Source organism: Pseudoalteromonas sp. DL2-H2.2 (genome assembly GCF_021532535.1).
GTDB lineage: Bacteria > Pseudomonadota > Gammaproteobacteria > Enterobacterales > Alteromonadaceae > Pseudoalteromonas > Pseudoalteromonas rubra_A.
The window spans coordinates 147,520-170,101 of sequence record NZ_JAKGBD010000003.1; the positions used below are offsets into that span (position 1 = coordinate 147,520).

24 protein-coding genes are annotated in these 22,582 nt (G+C 48.8%); 13 read left to right on the plus strand and 11 right to left on the minus strand.

Annotated elements, in window-relative coordinates:
- Positions 1-63: 63 nt before the first annotated feature.
- The gene (locus L1285_RS06295) at positions 64-3,048 is read left to right on the plus strand and encodes a putative bifunctional diguanylate cyclase/phosphodiesterase (protein WP_235411407.1); all 2,985 of its coding nucleotides are present in this window, start codon (positions 64-66) and stop codon (positions 3,046-3,048) included.
- Between the two features lie 44 nt (positions 3,049-3,092).
- Here L1285_RS06295 and L1285_RS06300 read toward each other — a convergent pair whose 3' ends face one another.
- On the minus strand, positions 3,093-3,422 hold the full coding sequence (locus tag L1285_RS06300; RefSeq protein WP_046006652.1) for a translation initiation factor: 330 nt from the start codon (positions 3,420-3,422) through the stop codon (positions 3,093-3,095).
- Between the two features lie 145 nt (positions 3,423-3,567).
- Between L1285_RS06300 and L1285_RS06305 the strand changes: the two genes are divergently transcribed.
- The 4 genes from L1285_RS06305 to L1285_RS06320 all read left to right on the plus strand — a co-directional run bounded on the left by L1285_RS06305 (position 3,568) and on the right by L1285_RS06320 (position 7,609).
- Complete coding sequence (locus tag L1285_RS06305) at positions 3,568-3,873, plus strand: STAS domain-containing protein (protein WP_046006651.1); 306 nt, start codon at positions 3,568-3,570, stop codon at positions 3,871-3,873.
- 18 nt (positions 3,874-3,891) lie between these two features.
- Positions 3,892-5,538, plus strand: coding sequence for a fused response regulator/phosphatase (locus L1285_RS06310; RefSeq protein ID WP_235411408.1), 1,647 nt, complete (start codon positions 3,892-3,894; stop codon positions 5,536-5,538).
- A gap of 113 nt (positions 5,539-5,651) precedes the next feature.
- Entirely contained in the window at positions 5,652-6,311 is a 660-nt protein-coding gene (locus L1285_RS06315) for a GAF domain-containing protein (RefSeq protein WP_235411409.1), read from the plus strand.
- Between the two features lie 104 nt (positions 6,312-6,415).
- On the plus strand, positions 6,416-7,609 hold the full coding sequence (locus L1285_RS06320; RefSeq protein WP_235411410.1) for an amino acid aminotransferase: 1,194 nt from the start codon (positions 6,416-6,418) through the stop codon (positions 7,607-7,609).
- Between the two features lie 65 nt (positions 7,610-7,674).
- Here the strand turns inward: L1285_RS06320 and L1285_RS06325 are convergent, their stop codons facing one another.
- The gene (locus L1285_RS06325; protein WP_046006647.1) at positions 7,675-7,986 is read right to left on the minus strand and encodes a YebG family protein; all 312 of its coding nucleotides are present in this window, start codon (positions 7,984-7,986) and stop codon (positions 7,675-7,677) included.
- A 384-nt stretch (positions 7,987-8,370) separates the two neighbouring features.
- On the opposite strand from L1285_RS06325, the gene L1285_RS06330 reads away from it, so the two are divergent.
- The gene (locus L1285_RS06330; protein WP_235411411.1) at positions 8,371-8,664 is read left to right on the plus strand and encodes a ComEA family DNA-binding protein; all 294 of its coding nucleotides are present in this window, start codon (positions 8,371-8,373) and stop codon (positions 8,662-8,664) included.
- Between the two features lie 62 nt (positions 8,665-8,726).
- Here the strand turns inward: L1285_RS06330 and L1285_RS06335 are convergent, their stop codons facing one another.
- Both L1285_RS06335 and L1285_RS06340 read right to left on the minus strand, forming a co-directional pair.
- Positions 8,727-9,617: a hypothetical protein gene (locus tag L1285_RS06335; protein ID WP_235411412.1), complete on the minus strand. Its 891-nt coding sequence runs from the start codon at positions 9,615-9,617 to the stop codon at positions 8,727-8,729.
- 12 nt (positions 9,618-9,629) lie between these two features.
- Complete coding sequence (locus tag L1285_RS06340) at positions 9,630-11,981, minus strand: TonB-dependent receptor (RefSeq protein ID WP_235411413.1); 2,352 nt, start codon at positions 11,979-11,981, stop codon at positions 9,630-9,632.
- Positions 11,982-12,266: 285 nt separating this feature from the next.
- Between L1285_RS06340 and L1285_RS06345 the strand changes: the two genes are divergently transcribed.
- On the plus strand, positions 12,267-12,425 hold the full coding sequence (locus L1285_RS06345) for a hypothetical protein (RefSeq protein ID WP_209052249.1): 159 nt from the start codon (positions 12,267-12,269) through the stop codon (positions 12,423-12,425).
- Between the two features lie 38 nt (positions 12,426-12,463).
- On the opposite strand, the gene L1285_RS06350 is transcribed toward L1285_RS06345, so the two are convergent.
- A complete protein-coding gene (locus L1285_RS06350; protein ID WP_235411414.1) occupies positions 12,464-12,766 on the minus strand; it encodes a hypothetical protein in 303 nt (100 codons plus the stop codon).
- 7 nt (positions 12,767-12,773) lie between these two features.
- Positions 12,774-13,283: a disulfide bond formation protein DsbB gene (dsbB, locus tag L1285_RS06355; RefSeq protein ID WP_425331669.1), complete on the minus strand. Its 510-nt coding sequence runs from the start codon at positions 13,281-13,283 to the stop codon at positions 12,774-12,776.
- Between the two features lie 177 nt (positions 13,284-13,460).
- Here dsbB and L1285_RS06360 point away from each other — a divergent pair, with 177 nt between their 5' ends.
- Both L1285_RS06360 and L1285_RS23835 read left to right on the plus strand, forming a co-directional pair.
- On the plus strand, positions 13,461-13,868 hold the full coding sequence (locus L1285_RS06360; RefSeq protein WP_235411415.1) for a nucleotide triphosphate diphosphatase NUDT15: 408 nt from the start codon (positions 13,461-13,463) through the stop codon (positions 13,866-13,868).
- A gap of 16 nt (positions 13,869-13,884) precedes the next feature.
- Positions 13,885-14,991, plus strand: coding sequence for a helix-turn-helix domain-containing protein (locus tag L1285_RS23835; RefSeq protein ID WP_235411416.1), 1,107 nt, complete (start codon positions 13,885-13,887; stop codon positions 14,989-14,991).
- Here the strand turns inward: L1285_RS23835 and L1285_RS23840 are convergent.
- Positions 14,940-16,112 carry a DUF418 domain-containing protein gene (locus L1285_RS23840; RefSeq protein ID WP_235411417.1) on the minus strand — a complete coding sequence of 391 codons (1,173 nt, stop codon included), beginning with the start codon at positions 16,110-16,112 and terminating at the stop codon, positions 14,940-14,942. The genes L1285_RS23835 and L1285_RS23840 overlap by 52 nt on opposite strands.
- 153 nt (positions 16,113-16,265) lie before the next feature.
- Complete coding sequence (locus L1285_RS06375) at positions 16,266-16,670, minus strand: helix-turn-helix domain-containing protein (protein ID WP_235411418.1); 405 nt, start codon at positions 16,668-16,670, stop codon at positions 16,266-16,268.
- A gap of 110 nt (positions 16,671-16,780) precedes the next feature.
- Between L1285_RS06375 and L1285_RS06380 the strand changes: the two genes are divergently transcribed.
- From L1285_RS06380 to L1285_RS06390, 3 genes are all read left to right on the plus strand, one after another.
- On the plus strand, positions 16,781-17,395 hold the full coding sequence (locus tag L1285_RS06380) for a class I SAM-dependent methyltransferase (protein WP_235411419.1): 615 nt from the start codon (positions 16,781-16,783) through the stop codon (positions 17,393-17,395).
- A 211-nt stretch (positions 17,396-17,606) separates the two neighbouring features.
- Positions 17,607-18,320 (plus strand): fatty acid metabolism transcriptional regulator FadR, encoded by a 714-nt coding sequence (gene fadR / locus L1285_RS06385; RefSeq protein WP_125779042.1) that lies wholly within the window; start codon positions 17,607-17,609, stop codon positions 18,318-18,320.
- A gap of 312 nt (positions 18,321-18,632) precedes the next feature.
- On the plus strand, positions 18,633-19,238 hold the full coding sequence (locus L1285_RS06390) for a peroxiredoxin C (RefSeq protein WP_010382361.1): 606 nt from the start codon (positions 18,633-18,635) through the stop codon (positions 19,236-19,238).
- Between the two features lie 194 nt (positions 19,239-19,432).
- On the opposite strand, the gene L1285_RS06395 is transcribed toward L1285_RS06390, so the two are convergent.
- The 3 genes from L1285_RS06395 to smrB all read right to left on the minus strand — a co-directional run bounded on the left by L1285_RS06395 (position 19,433) and on the right by smrB (position 21,509).
- Positions 19,433-19,720: a hypothetical protein gene (locus L1285_RS06395; RefSeq protein ID WP_235411420.1), complete on the minus strand. Its 288-nt coding sequence runs from the start codon at positions 19,718-19,720 to the stop codon at positions 19,433-19,435.
- 193 nt (positions 19,721-19,913) lie between these two features.
- Positions 19,914-20,714, minus strand: a complete 801-nt coding sequence (locus tag L1285_RS06400; RefSeq protein WP_235411421.1) for a response regulator — start codon at positions 20,712-20,714, stop codon at positions 19,914-19,916.
- A gap of 240 nt (positions 20,715-20,954) precedes the next feature.
- Positions 20,955-21,509 carry an endonuclease SmrB gene (gene smrB / locus L1285_RS06405; RefSeq protein WP_046006634.1) on the minus strand — a complete coding sequence of 185 codons (555 nt, stop codon included), beginning with the start codon at positions 21,507-21,509 and terminating at the stop codon, positions 20,955-20,957.
- An 85-nt stretch (positions 21,510-21,594) separates the two neighbouring features.
- On the opposite strand from smrB, the gene prmB reads away from it, so the two are divergent.
- Entirely contained in the window at positions 21,595-22,530 is a 936-nt protein-coding gene (prmB, locus tag L1285_RS06410; protein WP_046006633.1) for a 50S ribosomal protein L3 N(5)-glutamine methyltransferase, read from the plus strand.
- Positions 22,531-22,582: the final 52 nt, after the last annotated feature.

A 22,582-nucleotide genomic window follows, 5' to 3' on the forward strand; every position in this document is an offset into this window, starting at 1 on the left:
CCATGATCTGGTATATTCTGCGCACTCAATATAAAAAAACTGTAACTAGCTAAAAGGTTTATCGTGGGCTATCGACGACCTGTGTCTCGCTTTGGTTTTAACTCGCTCAGTGTCAAGCTCCCGCTGCTCACTGCCGTTGTGTGTTTGATGGCCGGCGCCATCGCAGCCGCTTTGCTGCTGAAAACCGAAGAAAGGCAGCTAGTTTATGAAGAGTTTCATAAGCTGAGAGTGCAAAGTGAACAAACCTTGATGCATTTCTCTGAATTTCTGACCTCAAAGAAAAAGTTGGCTCAGCAGGCCAATATGGTGGTGAGTCGCGCTTTGTTTACAGAGCAATCTGGAGACGCGGCGACACAGCATCAGGTACAGCTTAACCATACCGACGAGCGTATTAATAGCATTGCAGCGAATGGCATTTCAGCCGCTTACCTGCCCGCCAAGAACCTGAATGAGCAAACTCAAACTCTGCTCACTGAATCTGAATATGTGTGGAACTCTCTGTCTCCTTTGTTATTGCAGGATTTTTTCAATTTTTACCTGTATACCACAGACGATTTTGTACGTATATCGCCGCCAAACTCTTTGCTGGTAGAGGGCAAAGGAGGCAATCATTTCAGCACCCATGCACTGCCTTTACTGCGTGAAGAACTTAACCCGACGCGTCAGGCGCTATGGTCCGGGATCCACTTCGATGAAGTCTGGAGCAAATGGGTCGTCAGTGTGCTGGTTCCCGTATACGTAGACGACACCTATCAAGGGTTTACTGGCAGTGATCTGGAGTTAGATGTGCTGCTGAGACACTTGCCTGAAGCCAGTGAGGATCTGGCGTATATCGTCTTTGATAAGCAGGGGCGCGTGCTATCTGCACCTAACATGGGGATCCTGGCGCATAACAACGAGCTGGCAGATAAATCATCGTTGCCTCAGGCTTTTAAACAAATGATTGAGCGTACCTTGCAGGTCAATCTGCCCAGTTTACAAAGTGAATTCGGTTATAACGAGGCGGCCTATTTGGCGAATGTTGTTCATCTGACGGAGCTGGATTGGTACATAGGATATTACAAACAACGAGATACCGCGCTGTTTGCACTCAACGATTTAAAATGGAAGTTCTCGGGTCTATTTATCCTTTATGGCTTGTTTGTGTCTTTGCTGCTGCATCAGATAATTTATCACCTGATCCTTAAGCGCCTTAATTACGCCGCCGATGCTTTGAATTCTTTTGGCAAAGGTCAGCTTGATCATCCCGCACTGCCTGATGCACATGATGAGTTAGGTGTACTGAACGCGTCAATCAATGATATGAGTGGTGAAACTCGCAAACTGATCCAGGGTTTGAATACCCGGGTATCTGAAAAAGAATCGGCGCAAAAGCAGGCCAACCGACTTGGCAAGGCGGTAGAGTTCTCTGGTACTGGAGTCATAATTACCAACGACAGGTTTAAGATAGAGTATGTAAACCCCAAAATGTTGGAGATGACTGGCTACAACGAAGCACATTTTATTGGCTCACCTTTGCTGGCTATCGTGTCAAAAGAAATGGCCATCATCATAGACGACATTGATTTTGATCTGCGCAGTCGCAATTACTGGCGGGGTGATACGCTGCTGCAGGGCGTGTCGAATGAACAGATCTGGGTCAGTCTTAGTATTTCTCCCATTCGCGAAGATGGCGGGCGGATATCCAGTTATGTTGCGTCGGCTCAGGATATTTCCTTTGTGAAAGAAAGCCAGCGCAAAATGGAAGAACTGGCCTATTTTGACACCCTGACTGGACTGGCTAATCGCACCTTTTTCCGCATGCAGCTACGCAAGTCGATGGCGCTGGCCGAGCGCGGGCACTACGCTTTTGCCCTGTTTTATTTTGATCTCGATGAATTCAAGCGGATCAATGACACCTTGGGCCATGATGCAGGTGACCGTTTACTGGTTGAAGTGGCAGACAGACTCAAACAGCGACTGCGTGCAGAAGACACCATAGCGCGCCTGGGCGGCGATGAATTTGCTGTGCTGCTTAGTGGTATCGAGAGTCGGGAAAACGCCATGGATGTGGCCTACACAATCCAGCGCACACTGGCAAAGCCCATTCGTCTTGGTAATAACGAAGTGATTGTCAGCGCCAGTATTGGTATTACCCTGGCCCCGTTTGATAGCAAAGAAGAAGAGCAACTCCTGAAGCATGCCGACCTGGCCATGTACGAAGCCAAAGCAAAAGGGCGAAATACCTTCCACTTCTACTCGCAGGAGTTGGATGCGGCAGCTAACGAGCGTTTATATATTGAAAACGAGCTGCGTCAGGCCATCAAAGAAGGGCAGTTTAGCCTGCGCTATCAGCCTCAGATAGACAGCACCACAGAGCAGGTTGTCGGCTATGAGGCGCTGGTGCGCTGGTATCACCCTGAAAAAGGCTTTATTGCGCCAACGAAGTTTATTCCTATCGCTGAGGCGACCGGCATGATAGTTGAGCTGGGTGCGTGGGTACTGCGTGAAGCCTGCCAGTTCTCAGCCCGCTTGCGCCGCAGTGGACGGGCTGCGGATATTTCTGTCAACTTGTCGGCACGCCAGTTTAAAGACGTCGAATTAATCGAACACATTGCCACGACGCTAAAAGAAACCGGCCTGTCTCCCCAGATGCTGCATTTAGAGCTGACAGAGAGCATGTTAATGGGCGATGTTGAAGCCGCCATAGAGCAACTACTGGAAATGAAGAAGCTTGGCGTGTCCTTGTCGATCGACGACTTTGGTACGGGCTACTCGTCATTGAGTTACCTCAAGCGTTTCCCGGTCGATGTGCTGAAAGTCGATCGCTCCTTTGTCAAAGATATCCCCGAGGATTCCAATGATATGGAGATCACTGCGGCAATCATCGCGATGGCACAAAAACTGAGTATGAAGGTCATTGCAGAAGGGGTGGAGACTGAGGAGCAGGTAGCATTCTTACAAAGAAATAACTGCTTTATTGTACAGGGCTACTATTACAGTGCGCCCCTGACAGAACATGAGATTTTGCTGCAAAGCCAGCATCCGGACATTGGCCAGGCCAAGTAGGCCTGCTGTGGTGCACTGATAGCTGACTTTGCACGATACCGGGATCAGCCACCGGCGATTTTAACTTTAAAACCCTGTGCTTCGAGCAGCGCTTTAAGTTTATTACGGTCGTCGCCCTGGATCTCAATCACGCCGTCTTTGAGCGCGCCACCCTGACCCATCTTGCTTTTCAGCGTTTTTGCCAGTTTCTTCAAATCGTGTTCAGCCGGGTCTATGCCAACAACCAACATAACACCTTTGCCCTTACGACCTTTCGTTTGTCGCTCAATACGCACTGCGCCGTCTTTAAATAATTTTACTTCTGGCTCAGCCGGGGTTTCGGTGTGTTTGATCCGGCCAGACTCGGTGGAATACACCAAACGACTCTCTGACATTTTGACTCTCCTGTTTATAACTAATGTTCGTCATGGTAACAAAAAGCGTTTTGAAGCGAGATAATTTTTTGGCTAATTCCACTTATCGGTTTATATTTAAAACAACATCATGGATACCAAAATTCAACCAAAGTAGGAGCTTGCAATGAGCCTGAGCAAAAATGCTTCAGCGGACGGAAAAACTTTAACGATTCAAATCAAAGGAAAGTTTGATTTTAACCTGGTCCAGTCTTTTCGTCAGGCCTATGCCGAAGTAGGCAGCCAAACGGAGAAAGTGGTTGTTGATCTGCGTGACACTGATTATATGGATAGTTCCGCATTAGGTATGTTGCTTAATATGAAAAAAACCTTAGGCGACTCGGTATCTAGCATCCAGATCAGTAATTGCAGACCTCAACTGAAGAAGATTTTACAGATTTCACGCTTCGATAAGAAATTTGATATCGACTAATCCACGAGGGACTCGTGCATGTTAATTTTGGTTGTGGATGATCAGCCGCTCAACTGTCGATTGCTACAAACCATGCTTGAGCACCAACACTATGATGTGCTGGTGGCAAACAATGGCCAGGAAGCCCTGGAGGTGCTTTATGAGCACGATATAGACATTGTCTTGCTGGATGTCATGATGCCAGTGATGGATGGCTTTGAGACCGCCCCCAAAATCAAAGAGCATGCCGGTGATGTGTATTTACCCGTGATATTTATCACGGCCCTGGAAGACCACGCTAGTTTTGAAAAGTGCCTGCATGTTGGTGGCGATGACTTTATCCACAAACCCTTTGATCGGATCGTACTTTCTGCAAAGATCCGTGCCCATGCCCGCACGCGAAAACTCAGTAAAGAAGCCCACGAACAAAAAAAGCAGCTTGAATATCACTACAACCAGATTGAGCGCGAACACGAAATTGTAGAGCATATCTTTCGTAATGCCTTGTCCGGTCAGCAGGACTTTGCCGACTTGTGTGACTACCACCTGTCTCCGGCCTCGATGTTCAACGGTGATATGTTTCTGATGGCAAAAAGTCCGATTGGTGGGTTTTATTGCCTGTTGGGGGATTTCACAGGTCACGGCCTGGCTGCTGCGGTCGGCGCGCTCCCGGCATCGAAGATTTTTTATACCATGGTGCAAAAAGGCATGGCGGTGAATGACATTGCTGCCGAGCTGAACAGTTCATTGAATACCTTATTGCCCGGGCACATGTTTTGTGCCGCAGCGATTATCGAGATCAGTGGCTCCGGGCGAAATCTGTCAGCCTGGCTGGGGGGCTTTCCCGACATCTATCTGATAGACAGCCAGGGGCAGGTACTTAAAACCATAGAATCTCAGCATATGTCGCTTGGGATCCTCGATGAAGATGAATTCGAGCGTAATACCTTGCACTTTGAAGTTGAGGTAGGCACACGCCTCGTGATGGCAACGGATGGCATTATTGAAAGCGAAGCGCCCGATGGTGAGCTGTTCGGTGAGCGAAGGTTGATCGATGTGCTACGCTGCAAGGCTGATATTTCGACCAGAGATATTATTCAGCAGGTACGAGAATACAGTGGTCACAAAGAGCAACAGGACGATTTAAGCATCGCGATCATTAACTGCTTACCTGATAACTCAAGTGAAGCCCTGCCGCCCGAATACTCTACTTTACCTTTTAATATTAGTATTTCGCTGAATGCTCAGCAGATGCGCTTTACCGATCCAGTACTCGAGCTGGTGGACATTTTGTCTAAAGTAGAGGGCCTGCACGCCCACAGATCTAATGTCTTTTTGTTACTGTCAGAGGCATATAACAACTCGTTGGACCACGGCGTTTTGGGGTTAAAGTCAGATTTAAAAAATCAGGATGATGGGTTTATTGAGTATTACCATCAGCGGGCTCGTGCACTGGAAAGCCTTAAGGATGCGTTGATCATTATTAATGTCCGTTTTTGCCCGGAAGAATATTGTCTCGTGTTCAATATTTGTGATTCAGGTAATGGATTTGACCAAAGCTCAACAGCACAGTATCAGTCGCAACAAGAGCATGGCAGAGGGGTTGAGCTACTCTCTGAAATTGCACGAAGTGTGACCTATAACCAGGTGGGCAATGAGGTTGAACTGGTGTACTCGCTCAGATGAGCCAGGGCCGCAGGCAATTTTTCTTGTAAAAAATAAAATATTCTAATGACACTCTGGCATCCCCCGTGCGTCCGTGATAGATTTGATGGATATTTAGATGTTTGGATGGCCAAATGATTTCTACCTATCTTTCTCATTGTAATTTATCTATCAGCGAAACCGCGGTGGCTGGCCAGCTTAGTGAGCTGGATGCGTATCTTGAAACACATCACCTGGATGCCATATGGTCATACCAAATTCCGGAGCTTGGAGAAGGGGGCAGTTGCAGCCTGTTTGGTCACTTACAGGAAGCCCCTTTTTTACTGGCTGAGTATGTTTCCAAAACTAATGATACTGAGCAACAGCTGTCGCGTTTACAGACCATTGCGCAATACGTTAAATCCGCCACTGGCGTAGACTGGTTTGGTATTTATCAGGCGCGTGAGGCCGATGGCATACGGCAGTTGTTGAAGCTGGCCTATTACGGCGCGCCAAGTCGACCCTTGTTCCCAATTACCGACGCATTTGCTGCGACGTCAAACAATATCCAGACTTTTTTGTCTGAGCAGGCCCGGGTTATCAATAACATTCCGGATTATGTAGCCAAAGGTGGCGAGTATTATACCTGCGATCCTAAGGTGCAGTCAGAGGTTTGCCTGCCGCTTTTAGATCCACAAGGCAAGTGCCTGGGGATCATAGATGCAGAAGCGTTTGAGCAAGAGTGCTTTGATGAATACAAGCTGGCAGTTTTAGTTGCCGCTTGCATCCGCGCAATTGAAAATCTTCCCGGTTAAGCGGACTCGTCTTCGCGACAACTTATGTTAATATGAGCTGAAAGTTAACCCCTCGACAAACGAGTCAGAAAACCTCGTTAACGTTAATTAGGAAAGAGAGAACCATGTTTTCAGAACTAAAACCACTTCCGACGGATCCAATTCTTGGCCTGATGGCTGCCTATAAAAAAGATACTAACCCGAATAAGATTGACCTGGGGGTTGGGGTGTATAAAGACGAGCAGGGTCATACCCCGGTTCTGAAGGCGGTAAAAAAGGCAGAAGCGTTTCGCCTGGAAAATGAAACAACCAAATCTTACATTGGTCTGGCGGGTAATCTGGATTACTGCGATAAGATGGAAAAACTGTTACTAGGTAATGACCATCCGGCGTTGCTGGCCAATCGCACCAGAACGGCTCAGGCACCAGGTGGCACAGGGGCTCTGCGCGTTGCGGCTGAATTTATTAAGCGTTGCAATACCGATGCGACTGTTTGGGTAACGACCCCGACCTGGGCAAACCATATCAGCTTGTTCGAAGCGGCTGGTCTGACAGTTAAAGAATACCCTTATTATGACTATGAGAACAAAGGCCTGCTATTCGATGAAATGATCGAAGCACTTAAGCAGGTACCAAAAGGCGATATCGTGTTACTGCACGCTTGTTGTCATAACCCAAGCGGTATGGATTTAAACGCAGAGCAATGGCAAGTCGTGGCAGAGTTAGCGAAAGATGTGGGCTTTACACCGCTTGTTGACATTGCCTATCAGGGTTTTGGTAGTGGCCTTGAAGAAGATGCACAAGGTCTGCGTCTGCTGGCTGCAACCGTGGACGAAATGCTGATCTGTTCTTCGTGCTCGAAAAACTTCGGCCTGTACCGTGAGCGCATTGGTGCATGTTCATTCATTGCTAAAGATGCAGCCGTGGCGGATGTTGCTAATTCAGTACTGCTTAGCGTTGTACGCAGCATCTACTCAATGCCTCCTGCACACGGTGCGGACATTGTGAACACGATTTTGGGTAGTGAAGAACTTACTCAAGAGTGGCATCAGGAGCTGGCAGAGATGCGTGACCGTATCAATGGTCTGCGTAGCTTGCTAAAAGACAGCCTGAATGCGAAAGGCACATCTCAGGACTTCTCTTTCATTGAGCGTCAGAACGGGATGTTCTCTTTCCTTGGCATAGACAAAGTGCAAATTGACAGACTGCGTGAAGAGTACTCAATTTATATTGTAGGCTCCAGCCGCGTAAACGTAGCGGGAGTAAGCAAAGACAATATTGCTTACTTTGCAGATGCCGTTGCGACTGTTTTGAAATAAGTGCATTAATATGAAAAAAGCCAGCTTCCGTCGGGAGCTGGCTTTTTTGTTTCTGGTCTGCAAGATTAGGCCTGTTTGATGGCTGTGACCTTATCGTCATTCCCTTTCTTACTGGCAGGCTTTTCTTCTGTGTCTTTCTTTGTTGACACTTTGCCGCCTTTCAGGATGGCCATAAAGTCATCTTTTTGTTTGGCAATTTCCAGTGCAAGCGACTCAACCTGTTGCTCACTGAGTGGGACGTCTACTTTCTCTAACATGCCTTCAAGCGCTTCTGCAACATCCAGCATTTTATCATAAGCATCCGCCTCTTTTTTGCTGGTAAACGTCATACGCTCTACTCCATTTCTTTCTACCACATACTTTACGATAACTGCCATGATCACTCTCCACGAACACTGTTTTTATATACAGTAACTTGTCTTGTCAATAATTACAACCGATAAAGTGTTGTTATGCGTTTATACCGCCAAATTTAATCCATGCAGCTCAGCTCGCACCCGCCAGGTCACACTCGACTAGGTCTTAATTTCAAATAAAAACAAACAGCTAGTTTGGTTTCTCGACACTGCAATGAGACCGCTGGTTTGGCCTTAGCATAAGACACAGAAATTAGCATAACAGGGCAAGATGAAAAATAAGCAACTAAAAAACGCTGACATCATTTTGACATATTCACCGATGTTTACTTTATTTTAACTGTGCATATACATCGCAACGCATGCACTTATACATGGACACTTTATTATATGAGGGATCTTACTATGAATATCAAAACACTGTTAGCGACATTGGCGTTGTCCGCCGCACTTCCGGTTATTGCTCAGCCAGAACAAACGCCCGTAGCTGCTGCGCAAGTCGCGGATGCGGTCATTAATGTTAACCGTGCCAGTGCCGAAGAGCTAACCCGTTTACCTGGCATCGGCATGAAAAAAGCACAGGCCATTGTTCACTATCGGCAGGAAACTGGCGAGTTTCAGGATATGGATGCCTTATTGCGGGTGAAAGGGATAGGCGTCAACATTCTTGCCAAACTCAAAGGCAGAGTCACTTTTTAGCGTTGTTCCAGAGTCGTCTGGTCATCTCCAGGAGCAGCTCAGGCTGCTCTTTTTACTTCATTTCATTGTGTTGTTTCGAGTGCCCTGGCGGTCTGTTGTTCCAGCTGCTTTTTGAAATAAGCCCGTTCAGACTCAGGCAGGTAGCGCAGGTGCAAGTCATAAAATCCCTCGGTTTGATATAGCTGGCGCAAAGCGTCGTTGACGGTTTGCAAAAATTGCCGCGACTCTGGGGTATCAGAGCAGGCAATGTGACCAAGAACAAAAGGTGGATTGTGCGCGATTTCAAGGCTCTGAACTTGCTGCAGCGTCAGTGCGCTTGCATAACGCTGTATTGTCGTCGGATAAGTGAGAATAAAACTGGCCCGGCCGCGCTCGAACATAGCGATTGTCGACTTGTAGCTGTCACCACCGGGGCGCCTGATAAGCTGGTCTTTATTGACAGTGGCGAGCTGAGCATCCAGGTAATCGCCATAAGAGCGTTGCGCTTCGGTAAGTAAAGTGGTTTTAGGGTGGGCCCGCAGCAGTGCATTGAGGTCCGTCAGCTGGCCTTGTGCATTCGCAAAGGAGGATAATTCAATATTTAGCGGTAAAAAGTATAACCTGTGGCTGGGGTACAGGTGTACTGGTAAGCTGAATAAGTACTGTTTAGCGCGTTTTTGTGTTTTGATCCGATTCAGGGCGCAGTAGGGCTGGTTGCTTCTCAGCAACTGGTCAATACGGTTTCCGGGTGCCAGCAGTAGCTGTGGGCGGGTCAATGCCGGTGTGGTTTGCGCTATATACTCAAATACCAGATTATTGGAGTCGGTCGATATATCCAGTGTCTGATCTGAAAATACCATCTTAATGTCCAGTGGATCATCACTGAGTAGCAACAGCTGAGCGCTTGCGATAAACGGCACACAGGCAGACAAGACGACTGTGCTAAAAAGTAAAAAAGTGCTTACTAAGGTCATATTAGTACTTCTTTAAAACTGGTACGACAGGGATAACCCCCACTCTCTGGGTGGTGCCAGGTAATGCTCGGCCACACCAAATACTTCGGTAAAGTCATTGCCACCGATAAGCAAGCGCTTATCAGTGAGGTTGCGAACAAACAAGGCAAGCTCCAGCTTATCTGTGATGGCATGACTGATACGCGCATTCACCAAGGCAAAACTCCCTTGTGCACCCAGCTCAGTATTAAACACATCGTTATACGTTTTGCTGCGAAACCCCCAGTCGAGCCCAATCTTGATTGGGTGTTGCATGGCGGTATGCCAGTGATACCTGAGCCCCAGGGCGGCCGTCCAGCGCGGCGAGCGCATCAGTTTGCTGTCCGTGGTAACCTGAGTGGCAGTACCCACAGAATCAAACCGGGCATCTGTGTATGACAGGTTGCCAGACAAGCGCCAGTCTGGTGCTGGCAGTGCCTCAAAGCTGGCTTCAATACCTCGAATACGGGTTTCTCCGACATTGTCGATAAAAATCTCAAGGCCAGCTTCGGTAGACTGACCGCCTCGTAATTGCATGTCCTTATGCTGCATATCAAAGGCGGCTAAGCTGAGTTGCAAAGTATCTTCCAGTAATTTGGTCTTATAGCCCAGCTCATATGCAGTGAGGTATTCAGGGTCAAAGGGCTGAGCGGATGTCGGTGAATTAGGTATGCCGTTAAATCCACCGGATTTAAAGCCCCGGGATGCACTTAAGTAGACGAATTGTTTATCACTGAAGTGGTATTCAATGCCTCCCTGAGGAGAAAACACCCGCCAGCTGCGCTCGATAGGGCCGCCATTTTTTTGCCCCTGCGTGTGGCGTGTTCTGTCGATCAAAATGACCCCGGCATTATCGGCATCACTTTGTACCTGCTGCATTTTATCCTCGAAGGTCAGTCGTCCGCCCAGGTGCACAGCCCAGTGTTGTGTTAGTGCATATTTCATGTGGGTAAACACAGCGGTACTCTTAATATCAACTTGATTGTCAAAGCCACTGTCGATATCCAGTCCAATGTTCAGCGGGTTGCCTGGCCCGCCGATGCTGGTTGGATTATCCAGAGGAGAGCCGTCGAGCGGACCCGGAACACTTTCCAGTGCCTGATACAGTCCGCCAATAAAAACCAAGTCGGTGAGGTGATTGATGTGCTCATCAAAATGGAATAAACCCACCAGCCAATCGAGCTGCTCGTCCAGCGCACTGCCGCTGATGTGCAGCTCCTGGCTGAACTGAAACTGGCGCTGAAAGTCCTGGGTATCGCCAATGATGGCCGGGTTATTATCAAAGTCGCGGCCATAAGTGGCATAAAACTCCCGATAGGCGGTAAGTGATTTTAACTGCCATTGCTGGGGCGTTTGCCATTCGAGCGAGAGCAAAACGCCGGATTGATCCAGCGTGTTAAAGTTAGTGCCCAGCGAGGCACTGCGATGCGCATTGGCAAAGATCTGCAGCGGCGGGTAGGGCTCGGCAACACCACTTTGTGCAACCAGGTCGTTATATAGCACCAGCAGATCAGCCTGATCGTTTTTTGCTGCGAGAATAGACGGTGCCGATCCCGAGTTAATGCGACGCTGGTCCAAAGACAGCTGAGCGGTGAGTTGCGGACTGGCCTGATAGCGGAACTTGGCGCTTGCTGCCCATTCATCCTGGCCACCTTCAAATTCGCCGTTGTCACGTATAACAAAGCCATCGCGGTAGAGGTGAGTAAAGGTAAAGCGGCTGCTGAGGGCGTCGCTGAGTGCAAGGTTTGCGCGCATCCGGACATCTCTGCGCTCGAACGCACCCAGTGTGATTTCACCATCGGCAAACGTTTCTGAGATGGGGTCGTGCGTGTAGATTGTGACAGCACCCCCTATGGTATTTTTACCAAATATAGCCCCTTGCGGGCCTCGTAATACTTCAACCTGGCGCACATCATATAAGTCAAAAATACCACCGGGGGAGCGGGCGTAGTAAACACCGTCCAGGTAGAGCCCTACGCTGGGGTCGACCGTGGGCAGCGGGTCAACCTGGCCTATGCCACGAATGGTGATGTTTGCACAGTGTGTACAGCCAGAATTTTCACCGACTGTGGTTACATCAATATTGGGAATAAAATAGGCGGCCTCCAGCAAGGTATTGACATTACGCTCGTGCAGAAACTGATCTGACATGACCGAAATAGAAACGGGTATGGCAAGCGCGTTTTCTTTGACTTTGCGGGCCTCAACCGTTACTTCCAGCAGCTCATCAATAGATAAGGCGAACACATCGGTGTCATTGCCGGGGGTCTTGTGGGCAACCGAACCTGCGCTAAACACCATACAGCTTGCACAGAAGCTTGCGATACGAGGGAGTCTATTTTTCATTGAGTACCTCAATGATAATGATTATTCCAACTCCCTGGAGGAACAAGCAACGCGGATGACCGCAAACTTGTGGGTCATTGAGCTTGATTATAGCAGTTATAATACGACTCGTCGGACAGCTTACCTGATTTCAATCGCCAAAGGTGCATTCAGTTAATAACAACAATGTGAAAGGGTATGTCGATAGCATCACCTTGTAATATTTGTTTGTTTTTTGAACTTGAGAATGGCAGAGCCTTTGTGACTTTATGGTGTTGAAACAATAACCAAGAAGGAAGCGAAGTAATGAAACTACAATTAAAAACCAGCAAACTAAAGCGTCTTAATGAACAACACCAACAATTGGCGCGGGCCAATACCCCTCAGGTAGGCGGCGGCTATACCACTAAGCCCTGGACTGTTTGGTGTGAGGAGCTCAGTAAAGGCCCGGATTGCCGAGCTTAAAGCTGGCGAGTAGATAAGTGGTGCAGTGCACCACTTTTTTATTGATTGGTTTTGCGAAACTCAGTGATGGCCTGCTGCAAATAAGGCCGGGCAAACTGGATCTCAAGCGGCACAGTGAGCAAGGGGTAAGCCAGCCCGCATACGAGTAACACGGGCAGCAATATCCAGCCTTCGATAAATGCCAGCGCCATGAATAGCGGAGTTAACAGCATTAGCTTGGCGATATTAAGCATAATTTTTTGTGATGCAGGTAGCTGCGCCAAAGCCTGCGCTTTAATACGTTGTTTATCACGCAGTGCAAAGTCATCCAGTTCGGCGAGTTTACTCAGTCTGAAAACCATTTACGTCTCATCTTTTAACAATAAATACGGCGGCAAAGGCGATAAAGCAGACGCTGTAAAGTGCGAAAATCACTTCCATCCAGCCTGGCATCGACAGACCCGCAAAATACCAGTCAATATTACCACAATCTCCGGTCGCCGCGAAGAAAGCCGGCAGCCATTCATGTAAAGGCATAAAGCTTGGGAAGTTAGGCACAAAGTCACAGGTAAAGGCGAACGGATCTGTGGTGGTTTGCATCGCAATATGCTCTTTTGCCAGCAACCAGCCCCAAATTGCTGAAATACCCCAGCAACTCATGGCGATGAACCTGACAGGCAAACTGGTCGGTGAGGCCAGGCCAATCAAGCCTGCGGCCACAATGCCAAGCACCGCAGTACGCTGATAAATACACATAATGCAGGGCTCAAGGCCCATGGCATACTGAAAATACAAGGCGATGGCTTCCAGCGTGAAAGCAGACAAAAACAAAACGCCCCAGGCAAGTCGGGTACGAGAAAATTCAGCGAGTTTATTCAACATAAGTGTTCCTTTTTTTGCCCGTTATTATGGCGCTGTCATTGCATCCGGGCAACTGGTTTCAGACTAGTCGTGCGGTTTGACTGCTGAATGCAATATTAGTTTCCGGGACAGACTTATTTCAGAGGTTAAATGTGCTATCTTCTGGGCAACTTAACAGTAAAGGGAAAATAAGCAATGCAATCAGTTGTGCGTGTTGGCGTGGCCGTAGTCATAAAACGTCAGGGTAAACTGTTACTGGGCGAGCGCATTGGTGCTCACGGGGCGCATACCTGGGCAACGCCTGGAGGGCATCTTGAGGTGGGCGAGAGCATTGAGCAGTGCGCACGTCGCGAAGTGTTGGAAGAAACTGGTCTGGAACTAACGCGGGTCACTCCAATGGGCTATACCAATGATGTTTTTGAGTCCGAAGGCAAGCACTACATCACCTTGTTTATGCAGGGGGAGTGCGAACAAGGAGAGCCACAGCTGCTGGAACCCAATAAATGCGTGCAGTGGCGCTGGTTTTCACCCAATGCCCTGCCAGCACCATTGTTTTTGTCGTTGCACAATTTATTGGCGCAAGACCCAAGCGGACTTGACTGAAAAACTGAGTCCTCCAGTGTCATTTCAAGATCTTATCCTGGTAAGCAGTGCCACAACGTGTCTGCTGTTTGTGTTTTTACTGCTGTCTTTGTCGCACCAGCAGCGCACTAACAGCCGCTACTTGCTGGGCTACTTGTTATTAATCGGCACGGTGCAGCTGGTGGACATTGCCAGCAAGCCGGGTGACACCTTACACCTGTTGATCGGGCCACTGGCGCTGATGCTGGGTCCGCTCTTTTATCTGTATGTGACGTCACAGACCCCTTGTTCAAAAGCCAGCCCGTGGCTGCGAGTGTTGCTTTTTTCTCCGGCCGCCCTGGTGACGTTGCATTGGCTGCTGTTTAAGGGGCAGGTGATTGCCACGCCTGTGTTCAGTCACAATACGGTCTTGCACTCAATTGCCCCCATGGAGCTGATATATGTGCTGGCTACTATATCGCAATTACGGCATACCTCGCATGTGCTCAGTCAGACTGCGGATGGGTCGGTGCCTGTAAAGCTGAGCTGGCTGAATTACTTATGCTATCTCAACCTGATCATACTGTTGCTGGAGAGTAGCTACTATATTGTGCGTCAATTCGATGTGTTGCCAGCAATGAATAGCAGGGCATTGCTCAATACGGTATTGCAGCTGTTTTTACTCCTGATTGCCTGGCGTGCGGCTCACGCACCCCAGGTTATTTTTACTGAGCAGCAGCGCCAGGCTGCGCGTCAGAAATATCAAAAGTCTGGGCTGACCCCCGCGCTGTCAGACTATTATGGGCGCAAACTGGATACCCTGATCCGCGACAAGCAGCCTTATCTGGACAGTGAGCTGACCTTGTCGACATTGGCGGGGCAAGTCGGGCTGAACCCGCATAATCTGTCGCAGTTACTCAATGAACATCTGCAAACCAATTATCATGATTATATAAACCACTGGCGGGTCAAACATGCGACTGAGCTGCTGAAGAATACCAGCCGCTCGGTCGAAGAGATTGCCTATGACTGCGGGTTTGGTACCCGGGCCGCTTTCTACACGGCATTTAAAAAACACCACCAGCTCACGCCCGCTAAATGGCGTATTCAGTTTCAACGGCCTGACAGCGTGCGCCAGAGTAACTCAGCCGGGCCCGATGAATAGTGCATCAGCCACCATTTTGAGAGGCCCAGTTGTATCATCCAGACCGTGGCGATAGTTAAAATGGCCCCTGCCGCCCCGGTATTGGCGTAAAACCCCAGCCCGTAAAACCACACAGAGCATACCAGGCTTTGCAGCAAATAGTTGCTCAGCGCCATGCGTCCAACCAGGCTCAGGTAACCCCGCAAGCGACTCAACCAGCCTCGCAGACTGATGTATGCCAGCAAAGCCATGTAACCACAGGCGGTAAGTACAGATCCCCAGTAATTCCACAGTGCATGCCTAAAAAAGTAGTCCGGGAACAGCCACTGTTGCTGATGATTAAACCATAACCCGGCCAGCGACATAGTGATCCCAGCGGGGATTACGCAGAGCGCAAAATAGCCATAAAAGCGCCGTGAAAGATGACCACTGATAAAACCAAACCGGTATAACGCCAGACCAATCAGCATCAGACCGGATACCCTGAATACGCCCCAGGCGGGAAAGGTTGACAGGTGAAACTCTCTGGCCAGCTGGGCGCGCATCGCCAATTGTTCAAACCAGCTGCCGGAGAAAGCGTCCAGCTCCGCCTGGCTGATAAGGGCGCTGTGGGCAAAGTGCTGTGTAATCACGTCAAAGAGTATGTGCTCGGGAAGCTGTTTCAGGGCGGCAAAAGTCGTCAGGCTGTTGATGGAGCCCACAGCCAATATCGCCAGGCCACAAAATAGCGTCAGCCCAGCCGGGGCGCGGACAAACAATAAAGGGATGACACCACACATGGCGTAATACACCAGAATATCCCCATGCCAGATCAGGTACGCATGAACGAGGCCAAAGGCGAGCAGAATGAGTAATCGCTTGATGTAATAACCATAGGGAGATTGGCCTGCCTGTAATCGTTTATCGCAGGTAAGCGCGGTACTGGCACCAAACAGCATAGAAAAAATCGCCATAAACTTCTGATCGGCAAGCAGGTGCTGGAGCTGCCACCAGAGATATCCCAGCGACGACTGAGCCGATAGCATCAGCGGTGAAAAATAAGCGGCATAAGGCTCTGAGAAAAGGCGAATGTTCATCAGCAAAATGCCCAGTACGGCGGTGCCTCTGATGACGTCCAGTAAAATATGTCGGGGTTGGTTCACGTCAGGTCTCGGTTAAAGGTAAGAGAAGCCAGACGCTAACATACTGAGCCTGCGTCATTGGCTAATCTGACCGGAATTGACATGGCAACACGCTTACAACACGCAGCTATATCAACTAACTAATTGATAATAATGGTTATAAATATTATCAGGCTAGATTTTATGCGTAAGTGGTTTGAGGCGTTTCCCGGCCAGTTTCATCAGGCGCTGAAAAGTCGGGCAGGCGAGGTGATTGGGGGCCGGGCAGTGGGCTGCATGATGCAGACCATCTCGGATCGCCTGCATGGAGGCAATCTGCTTGTCCAGTTCGGCGGTTTTTGCTTTGAGCAGGGCGCGATCAATATCAACGCCCTGAGGTAGCAGCATCCGGCCAATTTCATCCAGAGACAGGCCAACGTAACGGCCCAGGTTAATCAATGCCAGTTTCTCCAGCACTGAGGGCTCATAATAGCGGCGCAGACCATGGCGTCCTGCACTGCGGATCAGCCCTTTTTGTTCATAATACCTGAGGGTGGAAGGCTTGAGCCCGGAGGCTTTGGCGACATCTGCAATATCCATGTGTTTCTCTTTTATGTGAAAGTGAAGACTAAGTGTGCCTGTCAGGGCTTGACCTAAAGTCGACTTTAAGTTGTAGCATGCTTTATATCACTTGACGAGAGGAGACCGTGATGAATTTTGATCCAATGTGGGATGTACGCTTTGCTGGGCCTGATTACGCGTATGGCACTGAACCAAATGATTTTTTAAAGGCTCAGGTTAAACAGCTGAAAGGTAAACGTGTGCTGAGCCTGGCAGAAGGTGAAGGGCGCAATGCCGTTTACCTGGCAAAGTTGGGCTTTGAGGTGACAGCGGTAGATGCTTCAATTAAAGGCATAGAAAAAGCGCAACAGTTAGCTCAGGCAGTGGGTGTAGAAGTGCAATTTATTCATGCCGATCTGAGCGAGTTTGAGCTCAGCAGTCAGTGTTGGGATAACATTATCGCTATTTTTGCGCCATTTCCCCGTCCGTTACGTGAAAAATTGCATCAAGGCGTGGTGCGGGCACTCAAGCCAGGCGGCGTTTTTTTAACGGAGGCCTACGCACCAGAACAAATACATTTTGGCACCGGCGGCGGCAGCGATGTGAGTACCATGCTGAGTGCGACTCAACTCGCTGAAGAATTAAGCCCGCTGGAATGGAAACATCTGCAACAGCTGGAGCGTCAGGTGGTCGAAGGCCAGTATCACACAGGCCTCGCCGCCGTGGTCCAGGGCGTTGCCATAAAACCGCTCATAAAGCCGTAAAAAAGGACGATTTAGTTGGAGGGAACGTCCCTTTAATGGGGCTTTTCTCGGCCTTTGTTGAATGCTGTTATAAGGTGGAACAGATATGCCTTGTTAGTTGCAAATCATCTGGTACAATCAGTGGATTATTGAGTTGCAGAAGCCTGTTGGTGTGCTACACACTGAAGCACAGGCTTGTCGACGTACCTTATGTTGTCAAAAGTGGTGCTAAATGAGAATCTTTAAAGCCAAGAGCCCAGCAGGTTTTGCTGAGGAGTATATAGTTGAGTCAATTTGGAATGGCGAATTCCCTCCAGGCTCGATTTTACCAGCCGAGCGCGAGCTGTCCGAGCTTATTGGTGTGACTCGCACCACGCTGCGTGAAGTACTACAGCGTCTGGCACGTGACGGGTGGTTGACTATCCAGCATGGCAAACCAACGCGGGTAAACAATTTCTGGGAAACCTCTGGTCTGAATATTCTTGAGACGCTGGCTCGTTTGGATGAAGATAAAGTGCCTGAGCTGACCGATCAGCTATTGTCTGCACGCACTAATATCAGCGCCATTTATACCCGTGCTGCGATTAAGTTTAATCCACAATCTGTAATTGATATTCTGTCTAAGCATGCAGAAGTAGCCGACACAGCAGAAGCCTTTGCTGAGTACGACTACCGGGTGCACCATCAGCTGGCCAGTGCCGGTAACAACAAAATCTATGTACTGATCCTCAACGGTTTTAAAGGCCTGTACTCAAAAATCGGTTGTCATTATTTCTCAGATCCGCGCACTCGTGAGCTGGCTCGCGAATTTTACGCCGATCTGACAGCGCTGGCAGAAAAAGGTGATCATGACGGAGCCATTACACTGATGCGTCGTTACGGTCATCGTTCTGGTGAGATTTGGCAGCAGTTGCGTGGCGACATGCCTGACGACATCATGGACTAAGTTTGATGGTTTTATGATAAAAAGCACCTCAGGGTGCTTTTTTTGTGCCTGCAAACACCGGTGATATTGGTTATTCACTGCGCCATCAATTTATTAGATGGCTGCTATCGGATAATTCGATTGTATCCTTTTGAAGGAACAGCATACACTGAGCGCCAAATAATACCATCTGGTATAGGGGTTGTTTTTTTATAAAACGCCTCAATAATAAGTGACAATTCGCAGTGATACAGAAAAGCGTTGCCTGACATGGCATGTTGCTCTGTGTGATTGTGAGACTTTGGAACTCAAACTAACTATTTGGAGATAACAATGGGTGTATTAGTAGGCCGCAAGGCACCTGACTTTACAGCAGCTGCAGTTTTAGGTAACGGTGAAATCGTAGATGGTTACAATCTACATGAGCGTATCAAAGGTAAGAAAGCGGTTATTTTCTTCTACCCACTAGACTTCACTTTCGTTTGTCCTTCTGAGCTAATCGCATTTGACAAGCGTTACGAAGAATTCCAAAAGCGTGGTGTTGAAGTGATCGGTGTATCTATCGATTCTCAGTTCTCTCACAACGCATGGCGTAACACGCCTGTAAACGAAGGCGGTATCGGTCCGGTTAAATATGACCTGGTTGCTGACGTGAAGCACGAAATCTGTCAGGCGTATGACGTTGAGCACCCAGAAGCAGGTGTTGCTTTCCGTGGTTCTTTCCTAATCGATTCTGAAGGCAACGTACGTCACCAGGTAGTAAACGATCTACCTCTTGGCCGTAACATCGACGAAATGCTGCGCATGGTTGACGCACTGGCTTTCCACGAAGAGCACGGTGAAGTATGTCCAGCTGGTTGGACTGAAGGCAAAAAAGGTATGGACGCAAGCCCTGAAGGCGTTGCTAAGTTCCTGTCAGAAAACGAAGGCGACCTGTAAGTTCGACTGAGTTGTTCTGAAAAAAACCCGCCTTGTGCGGGTTTTTTTATACCCCGGTTTTGCCCTGTCATGATGTACGTCCCATTGACCATTTCTGATTGAGAAGCTTAATCAATTCAATTGAGCCATATGCCAGTATCAGACTGATAACGGGTGTGGCCAATAAGCTCAACAGTGTTATTTCATTCAGCATGTTATTGTCCTTTATCTTGCGCTTGCTGGGCTGTTTTTTGTTGCGGTGTTAAAGATTGGATAAGCGCCGCTTTGGTGCTTCTTTTCAGCTCAATCAGGTTCGCTTTGATGGTCTGACTGACATGAGACTTAATCTCGCTGAGCACTTCTTGCGTTACGGCTGCGGTCGCATTGCTGGTAATGGTGCTGGCATTGACACTGGCTGCGACGCTGGTATTGCCTGCGGCGACAGCGCTGGTGCTAAGGCCAAGAGTCAGGATAAGAATGCTAAGTTGGGTTGCAGTTTTCATTGTCTGGTTCCTTTTGGGTTAGTCACGATGACGTTAATGTGTTAGTCGTTCTAACTATTACAAAGGTTGTGCCAGCTTAAAGAAAATTTTTAATGTGTTGAAATATATGGGGTTTTACTTTTTGTTTTAGACTGGTTAAAACCCATGGTGAGGATTTTGACCAGCCTAATTAGCGGTTTTCACCAACTATTGGTTAGTTTTGTTCAAGCAGTTGGTAGATCAACTGTTTTACAACCTGAGGCTCAAATGGTTTGTCACATAAGGCATTGACGCCAGATTGTGCGATGTTGGCCAGATGTGTTTCATTGGCCTCAGAAGACACCATCATGATAGGGACATGATTATGCTCATTGGAGTTACGAATGGCCTCAGCCAGCTCCTGACCGTTCACTTCTGGCATGTTGTAGTCGGTGATGATCAAATCAAACATGGTGTCTTGCAAAATAGTCAGCGCTTGTGCGCCATGTTCGGCTTCGCTGACTCGGGATGCGCCCAGGTTGTTGAGTACCCGGCGGATATGATTACGTGCCAGGCGGGAGTCGTCCACGACCAGGATCCTGAGTTCCTGAATATCATACAAGTCCAGCTCTAACTCTTCCGGGGACAAAATATCCAGGGTCGCATTGAGGGCTTTGCCCAGGTGGGTTTTGTTAAAGGGTTTAGGCAGAATGGCTACGACGCCGGACTGTTTAAAGGCTTCCAGTTGCGGCCTGCGGGTTTCACTAGAGATCAGCATAAAGGGCAGCTGATGGTCTGCTAAAGCCGTATGGATATGCTGCAATAACGTGAGTGCGTCACCATCTGGCAGGTAGAGTGCACTGATCACTAAGTCGGGTTTGCTGCTATTTAGGCTCTCTATGGCGGCCGCAAGTGTGTCCACACACTCGATATTCTGGATCCCTTCTTCCTGAAGTTCGTTACTGATGATCCGTCTTTGGGTCTGGGACGGCTCCAGGAGTAAGATGCTCAAGTCTGAGCTTAAAAGTTCATTCATGGTTTGAGAGTCAGGTTACAATAAAAAATAGTCAGATTAACTGGCAATATAACGTATTTGTTACCGTGTCGCTAGCTTAGTGAGCAGGGTGTTAAAACGGGATCTCGGCGCTAATTTACATGTGGCGTGAGAAGGCGCACAAGGTAAAAGCAAAAACTCAGTCAGCGGGTGTTTTGAGAGGGATTTGATAGGGCTGGGGTGAAGGGCAATACGCATATCGACGATGGCCCAACATTAAACTTAGCGACGAAACTCCATGCTTTGAGGTAAGTCTACCAGGATCAGCACGGCGCCTTTGCCGCCATATTCCAGCGGTGCCTGGTGGATAGCCAGGATATCAGGATGCTGCACCAGATATTGCGGTACTTTGTGCTTTAACACGCGCTCGCCAATGCCATGGACCACGCAGGCACAGGCCACGTGCTGTTTTTTACAGGCGTGGATCAAAGCTGCCAGCTCGTCTTTCGCGGTTTCTTTGTTCATGCCGTGCATATCCAGAATCAGCTCAGGCGCATAATCACCACGGCGCAACTGTTTGGCCAGGTACTTGTCGGCACCCGGGCGGACATAATTGACGGTGCCATGCGTATCTATATCTGGTACATACTCGTCCGAGAAGTAAAATTCAGCCTGATGCTGTTTCTTTTGCTCGGCGATCACTTCACCCTTAAAGCGCGTCTGGCGCCTCGGCTGCTGCACGGTATCTTGCTTGAACTGACTGGTGCCCGAGACGGCCTCGCGGAACAGGGCGAAATCGTCGGCTGGCAATTGTGAGTTTGATTTATCTGTGTTCATAGCGTCATTTTAAAGAAAAAAAGCGTAAAAACCTAGCGTAAAAACCGTTACAATGCCGCCATACTTATAGTAGTGAGAGCAACTCATGAGCGACTCTGTTATTTCTCAGGCGATGGCTGAAGAAGCCTATCAGGATTTAATCACCATTCAGGACTGGTTACGCTGGACTGCCAGCCAGTTTGCAGGCAATGGCGTGTTCTTTGGACACGGCACAGATAACCCGTGGGACGAGGCGGTCAGTCTGGTTTTGCCATTGCTTAATCTGCCTGTTGATGCGCCAAAAGAACTGATTAGCGCACGCCTGACACACAGCGAAAAAGTCAGGCTGGTAGAATACCTGCGATTGCGTATCGATGAGCGCATTCCGGTAGCCTATCTGACCAACCAGGCTTGGTTCGCAGGGCTGCCCTTTTATGTGGATGAGCGCGTACTGGTACCACGCTCGCCCTTTGCTGAGCTGATCGAAACCCAGTTCAAGCCCTGGTTAAAGTCGCCGGAAAAAGTGACCCGGATCCTGGATATGTGTACGGGCTCTGGTTGTATTGCCATTGCGCTGGCCAAAGCGTTTGAGCAGGCTCAGGTTGATGCGGTTGATATTTCGTTTGATGCGCTGGCAGTGGCCGAGATGAACATCCATGACCATCAGGTCCAGGAGCAGGTTTTTGCTATCCAGTCGGACGTGTTCAGCGGGGTGCCCGGACAGCAATATGATCTGATCGTGGCCAATCCTCCCTATGTGGATGCGGAAGATATGGCGGACTTGCCAGAGGAGTTCCATCATGAACCTGAACTGGGTCTGGCGTCGGGAGAAGATGGGCTGGATGTAACACGCACTTTGCTACAAGAAGCCGCAGCACACCTCACCGAAGAGGGGCTGCTATTTGTCGAGGTGGGTAATTCTATGGTACATATGGAAGCGCTTTATCCCGGTGCGCCATTTACCTGGCTGGAATTTGCACGCGGCGGGCTGGGTGTCTTTGTGATCAGTAAAAAACAATTACTGGATTACTTTAACGACTAAGCGTTTTCCTGTGGTCAGGGAAGCGCAAAAGTGTTTTTTTGGAATGAGGAAA